16 protein-coding genes are annotated in these 16,245 nt (G+C 55.2%); 7 read left to right on the top strand and 9 right to left on the bottom strand.

The features are described from left to right. Positions 1-29 precede the first annotated feature (29 nt). From WFL93_RS10460 to WFL93_RS10445, 4 genes are all read right to left on the bottom strand, one after another. On the bottom strand, positions 30-311 hold the full coding sequence (locus tag WFL93_RS10460; protein WP_049852924.1) for a membrane lipoprotein lipid attachment site-containing protein: 282 nt from the start codon (positions 309-311) through the stop codon (positions 30-32). A gap of 250 nt (positions 312-561) precedes the next feature. After that, a complete protein-coding gene (locus tag WFL93_RS10455) occupies positions 562-1,365 on the bottom strand; it encodes a hypothetical protein (protein ID WP_336778067.1) in 804 nt (267 codons plus the stop codon). Between the two features lie 9 nt (positions 1,366-1,374). Continuing rightward, entirely contained in the window at positions 1,375-1,827 is a 453-nt protein-coding gene (locus tag WFL93_RS10450; protein ID WP_007889137.1) for a universal stress protein, read from the bottom strand. 6 nt (positions 1,828-1,833) lie between these two features. After that, on the bottom strand, positions 1,834-2,619 hold the full coding sequence (locus tag WFL93_RS10445) for an IclR family transcriptional regulator (RefSeq protein WP_007889135.1): 786 nt from the start codon (positions 2,617-2,619) through the stop codon (positions 1,834-1,836). Between the two features lie 150 nt (positions 2,620-2,769). On the opposite strand from WFL93_RS10445, the gene WFL93_RS10440 reads away from it, so the two are divergent. From WFL93_RS10440 to ypdK, 3 genes are all read left to right on the top strand, one after another. After that, positions 2,770-4,371 (top strand): MFS transporter, encoded by a 1,602-nt coding sequence (locus WFL93_RS10440; RefSeq protein ID WP_336778066.1) that lies wholly within the window; start codon positions 2,770-2,772, stop codon positions 4,369-4,371. 5 nt (positions 4,372-4,376) lie between these two features. After that, entirely contained in the window at positions 4,377-5,405 is a 1,029-nt protein-coding gene (locus tag WFL93_RS10435; RefSeq protein ID WP_336778065.1) for an HlyD family secretion protein, read from the top strand. A 202-nt stretch (positions 5,406-5,607) separates the two neighbouring features. Beyond that, on the top strand, positions 5,608-5,679 hold the full coding sequence (gene ypdK / locus WFL93_RS10430) for a membrane protein YpdK (protein ID WP_099686956.1): 72 nt from the start codon (positions 5,608-5,610) through the stop codon (positions 5,677-5,679). 41 nt (positions 5,680-5,720) lie between these two features. Here the strand turns inward: ypdK and alaC are convergent, their stop codons facing one another. Further along, on the bottom strand, positions 5,721-6,956 hold the full coding sequence (alaC, locus tag WFL93_RS10425) for an alanine transaminase (protein ID WP_336778064.1): 1,236 nt from the start codon (positions 6,954-6,956) through the stop codon (positions 5,721-5,723). 119 nt (positions 6,957-7,075) lie between these two features. Beyond that, entirely contained in the window at positions 7,076-7,600 is a 525-nt protein-coding gene (locus WFL93_RS10420; protein WP_180822237.1) for a GNAT family N-acetyltransferase, read from the bottom strand. A 263-nt stretch (positions 7,601-7,863) separates the two neighbouring features. Between WFL93_RS10420 and WFL93_RS10415 the strand changes: the two genes are divergently transcribed. Then, positions 7,864-9,555, top strand: a complete 1,692-nt coding sequence (locus tag WFL93_RS10415) for a sensor histidine kinase (protein ID WP_036620850.1) — start codon at positions 7,864-7,866, stop codon at positions 9,553-9,555. Beyond that, positions 9,552-10,277 carry a LytR/AlgR family response regulator transcription factor gene (locus WFL93_RS10410; protein ID WP_007889122.1) on the top strand — a complete coding sequence of 242 codons (726 nt, stop codon included), beginning with the start codon at positions 9,552-9,554 and terminating at the stop codon, positions 10,275-10,277. The genes WFL93_RS10415 and WFL93_RS10410 overlap by 4 nt, the downstream gene beginning before the upstream one ends. Positions 10,278-10,309: 32 nt before the next feature. Here WFL93_RS10410 and glk read toward each other — a convergent pair whose 3' ends face one another. Continuing rightward, entirely contained in the window at positions 10,310-11,275 is a 966-nt protein-coding gene (gene glk, locus WFL93_RS10405) for a glucokinase (protein ID WP_180822238.1), read from the bottom strand. A 160-nt stretch (positions 11,276-11,435) separates the two neighbouring features. Beyond that, positions 11,436-13,088: an alpha-keto acid decarboxylase family protein gene (locus tag WFL93_RS10400; RefSeq protein ID WP_336778063.1), complete on the bottom strand. Its 1,653-nt coding sequence runs from the start codon at positions 13,086-13,088 to the stop codon at positions 11,436-11,438. Positions 13,089-13,301: 213 nt separating this feature from the next. On the opposite strand from WFL93_RS10400, the gene mgrA reads away from it, so the two are divergent. Both mgrA and WFL93_RS10390 read left to right on the top strand, forming a co-directional pair. Next, the gene (gene mgrA / locus WFL93_RS10395) at positions 13,302-14,291 is read left to right on the top strand and encodes an L-glyceraldehyde 3-phosphate reductase (protein WP_336778062.1); all 990 of its coding nucleotides are present in this window, start codon (positions 13,302-13,304) and stop codon (positions 14,289-14,291) included. A gap of 159 nt (positions 14,292-14,450) precedes the next feature. Then, on the top strand, positions 14,451-14,807 hold the full coding sequence (locus WFL93_RS10390; protein ID WP_336778061.1) for a DUF2502 domain-containing protein: 357 nt from the start codon (positions 14,451-14,453) through the stop codon (positions 14,805-14,807). A 45-nt stretch (positions 14,808-14,852) separates the two neighbouring features. Here the strand turns inward: WFL93_RS10390 and WFL93_RS10385 are convergent, their stop codons facing one another. Next, positions 14,853-16,094, bottom strand: coding sequence for an Nramp family divalent metal transporter (locus tag WFL93_RS10385; protein ID WP_007889109.1), 1,242 nt, complete (start codon positions 16,092-16,094; stop codon positions 14,853-14,855). Between the last annotated feature and the right edge of the window lie 151 nt (positions 16,095-16,245).

The raw sequence follows: 16,245 nt of genomic DNA, 5'->3' as shown, positions 1-16,245 counted from the left end.
GGGCGGGAATATATCCCGCCCTATTTTTTTTAGCTTTTTACCGCGTAATTACATTGATACCAGGCTTTCTTTAAACCAGGTAAATTACTGTTTTGCGACGGCAATGATTCCACCTTATCGAACCCACGCTGACTACAATAATTCGCCAGGTCGATATCCAACGCATCTTTATTGAGCGTTTGTGGATCGTAACGGTACTGCACGGTATTTGAACTGGTGTCTTCATCGACGCGTTCAAATCCCCCGGGTTTACTGACGCTACAACCGGCCAGCATAAAAAGCGCGACTGCGCTAATAAGCATTTTATTCATTAGGGTGTCCTCTTCAGCGTCGCAGTTTAAATGGCAACGCAGCGCTCTTCTATAAGAATAAAGCGCGAAATGTCTGCTTTAAGCAAGTTTTTGCCGATTAAATCGATAAAACCAAACGGCTTCTCTTATCAAACCATCAATGACATGATGCTTTCAGACAAAACGAAGTCTGCACCACACCAGGTGAATTACATAAAAACATATTGATAGTGACCTTCATGCCCGCGCTGAGCGGGCTTTTTTTTGCCCGCTAACCGGTGAGGCTGACCATCTTACGTAAAAGATTGGCCGCTTGTTTGTCAGGCAATGCGAGAATACCGTTGTAGAGATCAATCGACATGGCGCACATCGCGCCGCGATCGACGGCGGTATCCGCGGGCATATTCAGCTGTTGCAGCCGATCGCCCCACTTTCCATACAGTTTTTCCACTACGCTTTGCAAATCACGCTGCGCTGCCGCGTGATCCAGTGGCTGCTCATTTCCGGTACTCTGCTGAAGCAAGGCTTCAAGCACTTGAGCATCACGCTGATTTAACTCAGGTGACAACACCTGTTGCAGATTGATGCCGCCATTCACCTGCGGATAGAGAAAACGAAAGCAGCGCTGCGGCTCCTGCTGCTGCAGCGCCTGCATTTCCTGTACCGACACGCGCACATAGTTGAGGATCGCCTCATCGGTGGCACGCGTTAAGCGTTGATTGATCAAATCCATCAACCAGCCACGCATGTCGCCCAGCGCCTGGTCGGCCGGCATCCCTTCCAGCCGCTTATGCAGCAGTTCGCGATTTAACAGCTGCCATAGCGCAGGCTCCTGAATCTTCAGCAAGCGATACCCTGGCGCAAGGCTAAGCTGGGTTGAGACTTCCGCCGCCAGCGCCTGCCGCTCCTGACGCGGATGCAGCCAGCTGAACCACAGCAGATTGGCCACCATCAGCGGCAGCAGAAACAGCAGCACGCCTTGCCAAAGTCGCAGAGAAGTGGTGCGCAGCAGCAGAATAATAAGCAGCGCCAGCAGCGCAAACGCCGCTAGCGTAATGGGAACAAGCGAGAGCATCGAACGCGACTAATCCTTACGTACATCAATCAAAACGGGGCAGTTAGCACGTTCAATGACCGCAGCACTGACCGACCCTTTTAACAGTCGGTTAAACGGCGACAAATGACGGCGCCCCATGATGATCATACTGACCTGCAGCTGAGTGGATTGCGCGACAATGGTTTCCGCCGCTTCACCTGCCAGAATCAATCCTTTCGCAGCCACGCCAGCGCGCAGCAGCGGCGCCAGCGCATGACGCACCACCATTTCCGCGGTGTTCTGCTCATCTTTGGCCGCGACAAAATCATCGGGATCTTCACCCGCATCAATTTCAATCGGTTGATTGCAGGAGGAATAAGCCGGATCGACGCAGCACAGCACCGTAACCTGCGCCTGATGCGCCAGCGCTTGTTCAATGGTTAGCGCAATCACTTTTTCCGCCACCGGGGAGTTATCGATGGCCATCAGCAAGGTTTTCATTAGTTGTTATCCTTCCACAGCGGTCATTTTGCCAATTTCACGAATCAATGCGTCTTTGCATTTGATGATTTGCTCACGATAGTGCGTTTCCTGCTTATGAAAACGCGCCGTCGGCACCAGTAACGAGATGGAGAAGCGGCCAAATAGCGTATCGATGGCCACCGCCATGGTCGAAATGCCCTCCAGCGTTTCACCGCGATCGATTGCCAATCCGCTGACGCGAACCTCAGCGATCAATTCCAGTAATTGTGGCAGCGTTTTCACCGTCATCTCGGTCAACTCTTTATAGGCTTCGCCTACCATCACGCGCACATCTTCATCGCTCTCCAGCGCCAGCAGCGCGCGGCCGCCAGACGTGCTGTAAAGCGGCAGATTTAATCCGATGCGCGGCACCACGCGCAGTTCGCGCGATGCCACCACATAATGCACGATGGCGAGCTGCGTTCCACTGGCACGCGACAGCGACACCGTTTCATTGATCTCTGCAGAGAGCTGCTCGAGGAAGGGACGCACGATCTCCACCACATCGCTGTGCACGCTGGAGATCAGCTTAAGCAACGCCGGACCAAGGCGTAAACCGCCTGCCCCGCTGCTGCGTACCAGTTGCGCATTGTCCAACGCGGCGACAATACGCTGCACCGTGGATCGTGGCAGATCCACCACCTGCGCAATTTCACCCAAACTCATGCCGCCGGGATGTTCACCCAACGCATTCAGAATTTTTGCCGCACGCGCGATGACCTGAATGCCACCCGCTTTTTCATCCTCACGGCTTGAGGGGAGTTCAACCATGATGCGTTCCTTTTTGGCCTGCCCTACTTTAGCGCGAATGATCGCACTTTTACACCCTGTATCACATTGCAATACAGCATATCGATATGTAATATGCCACCTGTATCACATTGCAATACACTGCATCAACCATATAACGAGAAGCTTGCTATGAACGCCCAGCCCACTGCGGCCCCGGCGCCCCACCCGTTTACTCTGCGCCTGGCGTTGGGACTGGTTGGCGTGCTGATTGCCGCGCTCACGTCGGGATTAAACGATCGCGTCACCGACATTGCGTTAGCGGATATCCGCGCCGCCATCGGCATCAGTTACGATCAAGGCAGCTGGATCATTTCCGCCTATCAGGCCGCTGAAGTGGCGGCAATGATGATTGCGCCGTGGTTCGCCGTCACCTTTTCCCTGCGCCGTTTTGCGCTCTGCGTCTCTGCGGGCTTTATGCTGAGCGGCCTGCTGTTACCGCTGATGCCAAACGCCACCTTGTTTATCGCCCTGCGCGTGCTGCAGGGCGTGTTTGGCGGTGCGCTGCCGCCAATGCTGATGACCGTCGCGCTGCGCTTTCTGCCACCGCCGATCAAATTGTACGGCCTGGCGGGCTATGCGCTGACCGCCACCTTTGGCCCGAATATGGCCGCTTCACTGGCGGCATTCTGGACCGACGATGTCAGCTGGCTGTTTGTATTCTGGCAAGTGGTTCCCGCCATGTTGATTGCCATGCTGCTGATTAGCTGGGGCTTGCCGCAGGACCCGCTGCGCCTCGAACGATTTAAGCAGATAGACCTATTTGGCATGCTCACAGGATGCTCCGGTATGGCGCTGTTAATTCTGGCGCTAACCCAGGGCGAGCGGCTCGACTGGCTCGAATCACCGTTATTTGCCGGCCTATTATTCAGCGCGCTGGCGTTGCTGACTGTGTTCTTTATTAATGAATGGTTTCACCCGCTGCCGCTGTTCAAATTGCAGATGCTAAGCAGGCGCAACCTGGCGCATGGATTACTGGTGCTGGCGGGCGTGTTGATTCTGTCGCTGTCGGGTTCGGCGCTGCCGTCGGCCTATCTGGCGCAGGTGCAGGGCTTTCGCACCCTGCAATTCGCGCCGCTGGCGTTAACCGTCGGCTTACCGCAGTTATTGATCGCACCTCTTATCGCCGCACTGCTGAATATTCGTTGGGTCGATTGCCGCTGGATGTTGACGGCGGGCGTCGCGCTGCTGGTAACGTCCTGCCTGATGGGCATGCATATCACCACCGATTGGGCGCGCCAGAATTTCTGGCTGATGCAAATCCTGCAGGCTTTCGGCCAGCCGATGGTGATTTTGCCGGTATTGATGAGCGCCACCAGCGTGGTCGCACCGCCGGAAGGGCCGTTCGCTTCAGCGATGTTTAACACCGTGCGCGGCTTCTCCAGCATCACCGCCAGCACGCTGGTGGAGTGGTTTATTAGCCACCGAGAAAAATTTCACTCCAACGTGCTGGTCGATAACGCGGCCAGCCGTTCGTGGTTGATGACGGCTCCCAACAGCGCCCAGTCCAGCAGCAGTTTGCCATTGCTGCCCGATGGCAGCGCCAGCAGCACGGAAAACCTCAGCGGCTTTGCCACCTTATTGAAACATCAGGCAATGGTGCTGAGCCTGAGTGATTGCTATCAGATGCTGATGGCGTTCGCCGCCCTGCTTTTACTGTTAACCGCCTGGCTGCCGAAACGCGTGTGGCCGCCACAAACTCTGATTCAACCTGTTACGACGACGTCGAGATAATTGATATGCAAGCTTCTGCTATGAAAAGAACGGTGCTGCTGAGTGCCCTATTACTGGTATTGCTGGCGATAGCCTTTTTTGTCTGGTCCACCATGACCGGCAACGATGGCCGCACCACCGATGCTTATGTGAATGCCGATTACACGCTGGTGGCGCCGAAAGTTTCCGGTTATATCGCCAGCGTCAAGGTGCAGGATAACCAGCGCGTTAAGGCCGGAGAACTGCTGGCGACGCTCGACGACCGCGATTACCGCGTTGCGCTGGAAACCGCGCAGGCCAATTTGCAGGTCAGCGAAGCCAAACGCCTGAGCAGCCAGGCGCAGTTGGAACAGCAACAATCCACCATTGACCAGGCGAAAGCGACCGTGGCGGCAAACCAGGCTTCCGCGCAGTACGCCGGGCAAAGTGCCGCACGTTACAACCAGCTGTATAAAAATGGCACCATTGCGGCAGACGATCAGCAAAAAGCCAGCTCGACGCAGCGTTCGGCTTCGGCCACCGTGCGTCAAAGCGAAGCGGCGCTGGCTGCGGCGATCAAGCAAGTTGGCGTATTACAGGCTGCTGTGCGTCAGGCCGCTGCCGATGTGGCCGCCGTGCAGGCCAGCGTCGACCAGGCGCAGCTTAATCTTTCCTATACGCGCATCGTGGCGCCGGTCGATGGCATGGTCGGTCAGCGTTCGGTGCGCCTTGGTGCCTACGTCAGTGCCGGCACACGTTTGCTGGCGGTGGTGCCACTGCAGCAAACCTATATCACCGCTAACTATCTGGAAACGCAGCTGGCAGATGTGCAGCAAGGGCAGAGAGTCAGCGTGAAGGTAGATGCGTTGCCGGGCAAGGTGTTTACCGGTCGCGTTGACAGCATTGCGCCAGCCACCGGCGCGACGTTCTCCGCTATTTCACCGGACAACGCCACCGGCAATTACACCAAAGTAGTACAGCGTTTACCGGTGAAAATTGTGCTGGATGCCAACCAGCCGGATCTGGCAAAACTGCGGGTAGGCATGTCGGCGATACCGGAAATTGAGACCCGCTGAAAATGTGAGCAACATCTCAGTTGTGACCTATTTATTTTTGAGACAAATCCGCGTAAATTAGCGCTCGATCCTGTTCTGGGCTTGCCTGGAGCGACCTGAGAAGAAAGCGTGTAGCGATGATGAACTCCACCTTTCTCTTATTCTGTTCGGGTTACGCGGGTTTGGGATCGCCCGCCGGGTAACCGCTCAGAGGAGTTGTTTTGTGAGATACGCCTTGATGGGAATTTCTTTCTTCCTGTTGCTTTGGGTCGGTACCTTCGTACTGATGCTGTAGAATCGCCAGGCGGGGCGACCGTTTGTCGCCCCACTTAATCCTTACTCCTCTTCTTCCAGCGCCTTAACCGTTCCCGGCAAGATACCATCGGCACGGAACATCGCTTTAATCCCCCGCACCGCCTGACGAATACGATCGCTATTTTCAATCAGCGCAAAGCGCACATGGGTATCACCGTAATCACCAAAACCAATGCCCGGCGAGACGCACACTTTGGCTTCCTGCAGCAGTAGCTTGGCGAACTCCAGCGAGCCGAGATGCGCGTAGTGATCGGGAATTTTCGCCCAGACGTACATCGATGCCTTCGGCAAATCGACCATCCAGCCCGCTTCGTGCAGGCCTTTCACCAGCACGTTGCGACGACGTTTATACTGCTCAGCGATATCGCGCACGCACTGTTGATCGCCTTCCAGCGCGGCAATCGCCGCCACCTGCAGCGGGGTGAAGGTACCGTAATCGTGGTAGCTCTTGATGCGCGCCAGCGCGGCCACCAGCTCTTTGTTGCCCACCATAAAGCCGATGCGCCAGCCCGCCATGTTGTAGCTTTTCGACAGGGTAAAGAATTCAACCGCCACATCGCGCGCGCCCGGCACCTGCATAATTGACGGTGCTTTCCAGCCGTCATAGGTAATGTCAGCGTAGGCGAGATCGTGGATTACCAGCACGTTGTACTGCTTCGCCAGCGCAATCACGCGCTCGAAAAAGTCCAGCTCAACGCATTGTGCCGTAGGGTTTGACGGGAAGCCGAGGATAATCATTTTCGGCTTCGGATAGCTTTCACGGATCGCGCGTTCCAGTTCGTTGAAGAAATCCACGCCCGCCACCAGCGGTACCGAACGCACCTGCGCCCCGGCAATCACCGCGCCGTAAATGTGAATGGGGTAGCTTGGATTAGGCACCAGCACGGTGTCGCCGTGATCGAGCGTGGCCAGCATTAAGTGCGCCAAACCCTCTTTGGAACCAATAGTGACGATCGCTTCCGATTCCGGATCGATCTCCACCTGATAACGATCTGCGTACCAGCGTGAAATAGCGCGACGCAAACGGGGAATGCCTTTCGAGGTTGAGTAACCGTGCGTGTCTTCGCGCTGCGCCACCTGGCAGAGTTTTTCTACGATGTGCGGCGGCGTGGGGCCATCTGGATTTCCCATCGAAAAATCGATGATGTCTTCGCCGCGCCGACGCGCAGCCATCTTCAATTCAGCGGTAATGTTAAAAACATACGGGGGAAGGCGTTCAATACGCGAGAAACGACGGGGTGTGCTGTTATCAGCCATGATGTCCTCTGGATTACGTAAGCGCCCGGACCGTCCGAGCGACGTGGGTCACATGAGGTGACCGCACCAAGAACATAACGTGCTGATAACAAGATTGTCGAGAGCGGAATAAAATAATTTTAATTATTTGGATTCAAGCGGCCAAACACCCAATCGCTTACCCATTGGCCATTTAGCAGATAATTATCCCGCAGCGTGCCCTCAAGCGCGAAACCATTCTTCTCCAGAATGCGGCGCGACGGCCAATTTCCCTCAATCACCATCGCTTTTAGCTTATGAAACTCTGCCTGTAGCAAAAACTCACAGAGCGCATTAAGCGCTTCGCTGCCATAACCCAGACCGGTAAACGCATCGCGCAACATGTATCCCACTTCCGCCTGGCGATACGGATGCCATTCGGCGCTGCAGCCAAACAGACCGATCGGCTCGCCGGTTTCGCGGATACGCGCCACCAGACACAGCATGTGAAAACTGCTCGCCTGCCATGGCGCCAGACGCTCGGTAAAGCGCTGGCGGATATCATTTTCGTCCGGAATTTCACTCACCCACGTCATTGTCGCGGCATCCTGATGCACCGCTTTGAAAATCTGCCAGTCTTCCGGCTGTAAGCGACTGAGGGACAAACGGGGGGTGAGTAATTGCATTGCTGGGCTCCGCTATTTTGCATACGGCAACATAGCAAACCGGCAGAGCCACAACCAGCGATCGGCGCACGGTTTCGCTAATCCTCTTTTTGTTACTCAAGCTTTCCTCTTTTAGCCGGGATGGCTCGGTCGCCATGATGAAAATTGATCCTGGCTATAAGAAACAGCTGCAGACTGTTATGGCGCTGGCGGATCGCGATCACATTTTTTATCATGGCTTCCCGAGCATGACCTGAGAGATGCCCTTGCCTTCCCACTTCGACATGCTGCTGGCGGTATTTGACCGCGCGGCGCTAATGCTGATTTGCCTGTTTTTCCTCACTCGCATGCGGGTGTTCCGTCAGCTGTTGCAAAAAGATGAGCATTCAGTGCGTGAAAAAGTGGCCGTGACCGCGATTTTCTCGCTGTTTGCGCTATTCAGCACCTGGTCCGGCATTAACGTTGACGGCTCACTGCTCAATGTACGCGTGATTGCAGTGATGTCTGGCGGCATCCTGTTTGGCCCGTGGGTGGGTATTGCCACCGGCGTGATTGCAGGTTTGCATCGCTATCTGATTGATATCGATGGCGTCACGGCGGTGCCCTGTCTGATCACCAGCATCATCGCTGGCATCGCTTCTGGCGTCATTAACCGCCGCGTCACGAAAGAGCAGCGCTGGCGCGCCGGTATTCTCGGCGGCATGCTGTGCGAAAGCCTGACCATGCTACTGATTGTGCTGTGGGCCAAGCCGATGGCGCTGGGCATGTCGATTGTGTACGAAATTGCGCTCCCAATGATCCTCGGCGCATCGAGCATTGGGTTAATCGTGCTGCTGGTGCAGAGCGTGGAAGGTGAAAAAGAGGCGATTGCGGCGCGTCAGGCCAAGCTGGCACTGGAGATCGCCAACAAGACCCTGCCGCTGTTCCGCCAGATTGATAGCCAGTCGCTGCATAAAGTGTGTGACATCATTCGTACTGATATCCATGCCGATGCGGTCGCCATCACCAACAACAAACAGATCCTCGCTTATGTTGGCTACGGCGAGCAAAACTATCACAACGGTGATGACGCCATTAGCCCGACCACCGCGCAGGCTATCGCGAGCGGCAAAATCATTATCAAGAATAACGATGAGGCGCATCGCACCAAAGATATTCACTCGATGCTGGTTATTCCCCTTTGGGAAAAAGGGGAAGTCACCGGCACGCTAAAAATCTATTATCGCCGCGCGCATCGCATCACCGGATCGCTCAAAGAGATGGCCATTGGTCTGTCGCAAATCATCTCAACGCAGCTGGAAGTGTCACGCGCTGAGCAGCTTCGCGAGATGGCCAACAAGGCTGAGCTGCGCGCACTGCAAAGTAAAATCAACCCGCACTTCCTGTTTAATGCGCTGAATGCTATCTCGGCCTCGATTCGCCTCAATCCGGACACCGCGCGCCAGCTGGTGATCAACCTGTCGCGCTATCTGCGTTACAACCTGGAACTCAACGATGACGAGTTGATCGATATTAAGAAAGAGCTGTGGCAGGTGAAAGATTACATCGCGATTGAGCAAGCGCGCTTCGGCGATAAGCTGACAATGATTTATGACGTGGATGAGGATCTGCATTTTACGCTGCCCAGCCTGCTGATTCAGCCGCTGGTGGAAAATGCCATTGTACACGGTATTCAACCCTGTCGCGGCAAAGGCGTGGTCACTTTGAGCGTGAAAGATTTAGGCGATCGCGTGCGCGTTGCAGTACGTGATACTGGCGACGGCATCAGTGAGGATGTGATGAACCGCGTGGCGCGTAATGAGATGCCAGGCAACAAGATTGGCCTGCTAAATGTGCATCATCGGGTGAAATTGCTCTCCGGCCAGGGCCTGAACATCACCCGCCATTATCCGGGCACCGAAATCGCCTTTACTCTTAGCAAGAATGGTCAGCAACTGCCTGTGCCGCTGCGCCACACCACGGAAACCTCTGCGTGAAAGCCATCATCGTTGAAGACGAGTTTCTCGCCCAGCAAGAGTTGAGCTGGATGATCCAGCAGCACAGCCAAATCAGCGTTGAGGCCTGTTTTGATGATGGGCTGGAGGTGCTGAAATATCTGCAAAACCATCGGGTGGACGTCATTTTTCTCGACATCAACATTCCTTCGCTGGATGGCATGCTGCTGGCCCAAAACATCAATCAATTTGCCCATAAGCCATTGATCGTATTTATTACCGCGTGGAAAGAGCATGCGGTTGAGGCGTTTGAACTGGACGCGTTTGACTACATCCTTAAGCCGTATCATGAATCTCGCATCGTCACCATGTTGCGTAAACTGGAAGCCAGCGCCCAGCAACAATCGCAACCGCAGAACGCGCCTGCCAGCTCACCCCAAACCGTTAATTTGCTGAAAGATGAGCGCATTATCGTCACCGATATCAACGAGATCTACTATGTTGAAGCGCACGAGAAGCTGACGTTTGTCTATACGCGGCGCGAAGCCTATGTGATGTCGATGGTGATCAGTGAGTTTTGCAGCCGCTTGCCGGAACAGCAGTTCTTCCGCTGCCATCGCTCTTACTGCGTCAATCTGAGCAAAATTCGTGAAATCGAGCCGTGGTTTAACAACACCTATTTGCTGAAGCTGCGCGATTTGGATGCGCAGGTGCCGGTGAGTCGCAGTAAGGTGAAAGCCTTTCGGCAGTTGATGAGGTTATAAGGCGAACGGCGCAAGCCGCTCGCCTGCAAAGATTACAGCTCGCGGCCCAGCACCTGGCGCAGATGTGCACCGGCACCCAGCAAGCCCGGTTGATCGTGGGTAATCATATACACCGGAATATCCACCAGATAGTCGCGGAAGCGGCCTTTATCTTCAAACGCCGCGCGGAAACCGGAGGCTTTGAAGAAGTCGAGGAAGCGCGGCACGATGCCACCGGCAATGTACACGCCGCCAAAGGTGCCGAGGTTGAGCGCCAGGTTACCGCCAAAGCGACCCATGATGACGCAGAACAGCGACAGCGCACGGCGGCAATCGATGCAGCTGTCTTTCAACGCGCGCTCGGTGACATCTTTTGGCTTGAGATTTTCTGGCTCACGCTCATCAGATTTGACGATGGCGCGATACAGATTGACTAATCCAGCACCTGACAATACGCGCTCAGCCGAGACGTGACCGATCTCCGCGCGCAGCACCTCAAGAATCTCACCCTCTTCTTCGCTGTTAGGCGCGAAGTCTACGTGTCCGCCTTCACCCGGCAAGCTAATCCAACGCTTGTCCACGTGGACCAAGTGGCTAACGCCAAGGCCGGTGCCAGCGCCATAAATCGCAATGGGTTTGCCTTCAACCGGCACTTTGCCGCCAAACTGAATCACTTCCTTTTCGCTCAGCATCGGAATCGCCATGGAAACGGCGGTGAAATCGTTGATGATCTCCAGGCTTTCCAGCGCCAGATTCTGTTTCATCGCTTTAGTGGAAAATGCCCAATCGTGGTTGGTCATCTCCACCCAATCGCCGGTGATCGGACAGGCAATGGCGATACAGGCGTGCTTGATGTCCTGCTTTTGCTCGTCGAGATAGTGGCGAATCACCGCTTCGAGATTGTCGTAGTCTGATGTTGAGAAGGTTTGGGCTTGCGAGATGGCGCCATTTTCCACCTCACACAATGCGAGACGGGCATTGGTACCGCCCACATCGCCGACCAGGGCGTATGTTGTCATTCTTCTGCTGCTCCGCTTGGGTCATAAACAATTGCAGGACACTATAAAAGCCTGCCAATAAAACAACAACGCCCACCTGCACGATGGGCGTAATCCATTCAAAGATGCTGCACAGCCTACCGATCGCCTGCCTCACTGCACAGCGGCAACTATCCGAAATTTAGCGGCTATTACGCTGATGCAGCGCAGCGGTAACCTTACGCAGCAGCGGCGGCAAGTCCTGTTTGTCCATCACCACTTCCACCAGCGACAGGCGACGATTACGCATTAATTGTGCCATTACCGCCTCCAGCTGTACCGTTTCGCTGATGCGCCAACTCTGCGCCGCGCACTGCAGGCTCATCGCCTGCGGCAGCGCAGTCCAGTTCCACTGGGCAATATCATTGTAACGTTGCTCTGCGCCGTGAATCGCGCGCTCAACCGTGTAGCCATCATTATTCAGTAAGAAGATGATCGGCTGCTGCCCATCGCGCTGCATGGAGCCCAGCTCCTGAATCGTAAGCTGAGCGGAGCCATCACCAATAATCAGGATCACGCGGCGATCGGGCTGCGCCGTTTGCGCACCAAAGGTGGCGGGTAAAGTATAGCCAATCGATCCCCACAGCGGTTGTACCAGCAGTTGTGCATCCTGCGGTAAACGCAGCGCTGCGGCACCAAAGGCGGCGGTGCCTTGATCGGCAAGGATAATATCACCCGGCTGCAGGAATCGCTGCATCGCCTGCCAGAATGCGTGCTGACTGATTACCGCCGCATCGATTTGCTCATTTTCCTCGCACTCTATCTCTGCCGCGATCTGCCAATGCGCGCAGTGACGCTGGTAAATGGGCAGCAGTGCATCCAGCGCCTGCTCCATGCTCAGCGGGGCGAATACCTCTCCGCCAACCGTCGCCTGAAACGGCTGTAGATCGATGACCCGCGCTTCCGGCAAGTTTTGCGTGAATCCGGCGGTTAAGGTATCGGTGAAACGTACGCCGACGCACAGCGTGACATCGGTATCTTCAATGGCCTGGCGTACGGCATCGCTGCTGCCTTCAGCCGCATAGGTGCCGACATAACCCGGCTGCTGCTCGTTCAGCACCCCTTTTCCCATCAATAATGTGGCGGCAGGAATCGCTCGCAGTTGGCGCAGCGTCTCCAACTGCGGCTGCAATTGCCAGCGCGAGGCGAGGAAATCGGCTAATAGCGCGACTCGCTGCGCCGGTGCCAGCAAGCGTTCTGCCGCGTCGGCAAACGCAGCGGCAATCTGATGATGACGGGGTTGCACATCGGATTTAACCGCGGGCATCGTCACTTCTGCGGCGGCCACATCCACGGCCAGCAAGAGATAGCCCGGACGATGTTGCTGCAACGCCTCGTCAATCACCCGATCAATCTCCGCCACCGCATTGTCCGCCGTCAGCACCGCAGAGGCGGCACTCACTTCCTGCGCCATACGCAAAAAGTGGCCAAAATCGCCGTCTCCCAACGAATGATGTACGCAGTCGCCCTGCTGCTGCACTTTGCTCGCCGGCGCGCCCACGATATGAATCACTGGTACATACTCGGCATAACTGCCGGCAATGCCATTAATGGCGCTGAGCTCGCCGACGCCAAAGGTGGTTAGCAGCGCGGCTGCGCCGTTGCAGCGCCCGTAACCATCTGCCGCATAGGCGGCATTAAGTTCATTGGAACAACCAACCCAGGCGATTTCCGGATGCGCAATGACGCTGTCGAGAAATTGCAGGTTGTAATCGCCGGGTACGCCGAACAGATGGCGGATGCCGCTTTGGTGTAAACGGTGCAGTAAGTACTCGCCAACATTGAGGGTTTTCATCGACAACTCCTTGTTAAGGGGATGATCAGGAGTATTAGCGATGTGGCTGAATTGGCGAGATTTTCACCGTCGTGAAACGGGGATTTGTGGCAAGCTATCGTTACGACGACAGATAATTCTGTAAGTTGCGATCTTCGGCGCGTTTCGCCTTAGTGTAAACGCATACACTGCTATGCTGATGTCACTTTCTCCCCTTTGAGACAGGAACGCTGCATGACTGCTTTTCCCCATCCCGAACGTTACCAACAAATGCAATATCGTCGTAGTGGCCGTAGCGGCCTGAAGTTACCGGCTATTTCACTGGGCTTGTGGCACAACTTTGGCGACAGTACGCGCGTGGATAACAGCCGTGAATTGCTACGTCACGCCTTTGATCGCGGCATTACCCATTTCGACCTCGCCAATAACTACGGCCCACCGCCGGGATCGGCAGAATCCAACTTTGGTCGTATCCTGCGCGAGGATTTTCATGGGCTACGCGATGAGTTGGTGATCTCGACAAAAGCCGGTTACACCATGTGGGACGGGCCTTACGGCGATTGGGGTTCACGCAAATATCTGATTTCCAGTCTCGATCAAAGCCTGAAACGCATGGGGTTGGAGTACGTGGATATCTTCTATCATCACCGACCGGATCCCGAAACGCCGCTGGAAGAAACCATGCGCGCGTTGGACCAGGTGGTGCGTCAGGGTAAAGCGCTGTATGCCGCCATCTCCAACTATCCAGCAGATAAAGCCGCCGAAGCGATTGCGATTCTGCGCGATCTCGGCACGCCGTGCCTGATCCATCAGCCGCGTTATTCGATGTTTGAACGCGCGCCAGAGCAGGGTTTGCTGGATGTGCTGGGCGAAAACGGCGTCGGCTGCATCGCCTTCTCTCCGCTGGCAGGTGGCGTGTTAACCGACCGCTATTTGCAGGGCATTCCAGAAGATTCACGCATCGCCAGCGGCAGTAAGTTCCTCAATGAGAACCAGCTGACGCAAGAGAAGATGGAAAAAGTGCGTCAGCTGCAGGCGATTGCTCAACAGCGCGGTCAGAAGCTGGCACAAATGGCCCTGAGCTGGGTGTTGCGCGATGCGCGTGTCACGTCGGTATTAATTGGTGCCAGTAAAACTGCGCAGATTGATGACGCCGTGGAGATGTTGAGCCAGCCAGAGCTAAGCACAGACGAAATTAGCGCCATCCATAATATCTTAGTGTAAACGCTTACCCGCCCGGCATTTGTCGGGCGTTCTCCGCAGCAGAAAATTCTCAATTCAGATTTACCTCAGCGTTTTCAGACTGATTCTCAAGGCTTACCTGGTCCGATGTGGCAAACTAGCGCAACGGTGGCAGAGATAAGCTACTGAAAAGGAGAAGTAATGAAACGTGCAATTTTGTTTGCCGCCTTGCTGGCAACTTTATCCCCATTAGCCATACACACAGCAGAAGCTAATAGCGCCACCATCAATTTGGGTCCCGGCGTCACGCTGCATCTTGGCGATCGCGATCGTCACGGTAATTACTGGGATGGCGGCCGCTGGCGCGAGCCGCGCTGGTGGAACGATCGCTACCAGTACAATGATAATCGCTGGTGGCGTCATGAAGAGTGGAAACGTCATCGCGCCTATGAACGTGAGCGCGAACGTCGCTGGCATGAACGTGAACGTCGTGAACATCATCGTCACGATCACCGCCATGACGATCGTCGTGGCCACCACGATCATCATCATCACTAAACAAAAAATCCCGCTATTAAGCGGGATTTTTTGTTTATCGCGCGCTTACCAACCGAGCGCTTCGCCGACCAGCAGGTAGAGATTGAGGGCGATCACCAGCACCACAATCAAGCGCCCGGCATTCTGCATCAGACGCGAGTTCACCATCTCATCGCCCATCAATTCACGGTTGCCGGTGAATGACAGCAGCGGAATCAGCGCCAGTGCAATACCAAAACTCAACAGCACCTGGCTCATCACCAGAATACGCGTTGGATCCCAGCCGGCCCAAATCACAATAAAGGACGGCAACATGGTGATGGTACGGCGGAACCACAGCGGGATGTGGAAGCGGATAAAGCCTTGCATAACCACTTGTCCTGCCAGCGTTCCCACCACCGTAGAAGAGAGACCGGCGGCAACCAGGCTTAAACCAAACACAATGGCGGCAGCCTGACCCAGCAGCGGTTGCAGCGTTAAGTACGCCTGGTCGAGATCGACAATTTTAGAGTGGCCGCTAAAGTGGAACGCCGCCGCTGCGGTGGCCATCATCGCCAGATTGACAAAGCCCGCGATGGTCATCGCAATCGCCACATCCAGCTTTGTCGAGGAGTAGCGTTCAGCTTTGCTGCCTTTATTACCGTGCTGCGTCAGCGCCGAGTGCAGATAAATCACGTGCGGCATAATGGTGGCGCCTAACACGCCGGCAGCCAGGAAAACCGCATCGGAAGTCGGCAGCGATGGAAGCGCCATGCCAACCACCAGCTCGCTGACTTTCGGCTGGGAGAAAAACAGCTCGACAATATACGCCGCCGCAACAAACAGCAGCAGGCCGCCAATCACCAGCTCCAGCGGCTTCTGCCCGCGACTTTGCAGCATCAGAATCAGATAGGTTGCGATCCCCGTCAGCACCGCTCCCTGCAGCAGCGAAATACCCAGTAATAGCTTAAAGCCGAGCGCTGCGCCGATAAACTCGGCGAGATCGGTAGCCATAGCGATGATTTCCGCCTGCACCCAATAGAACCATACCGCCGGGCGCGGAAAGCGATCGCGGATGTGCTCCGCTAAATTTTTGCCGGTGGCAATGCCGAGTTTGGCCGACATCAGCTGAATCAGCATCGCCATCACGTTGGCCCACACCACCACCCATAACAGCTTGTAGCCGTAGGCGGCGCCGGCTTGAATATTGGTAGCAAAATTGCCGGGATCGATATAACCAATCGCCGCGATAAAGGCGGGGCCCAGCAACGCAAGCTTAATCTTTCTGGCTCCGCGAGCGGCGCGCTCAGCGGTGCGGCTTTCTAGCATAGTTTTACCCTGTCTTAATGCTTGTTGACCTGAGCAGCTTAAGAGGTGAACAAGGCAGATGAAATATGGTTATAGTTATCGTATTAATAGATGGTGCTATGAAGTATAGCCATTGCTATACATTTTGGTAAAGGTGGTTCTTGCCAAAACC

It is taken from the genome of Pantoea sp. USHLN256, from assembly GCF_037149875.1.
Taxonomy (GTDB): domain Bacteria; phylum Pseudomonadota; class Gammaproteobacteria; order Enterobacterales; family Enterobacteriaceae; genus Pantoea; species Pantoea nemavictus.
Note: the sequence above shows the minus strand (reverse complement) of the source record. Positions and strands in the feature narration are given on the sequence as shown.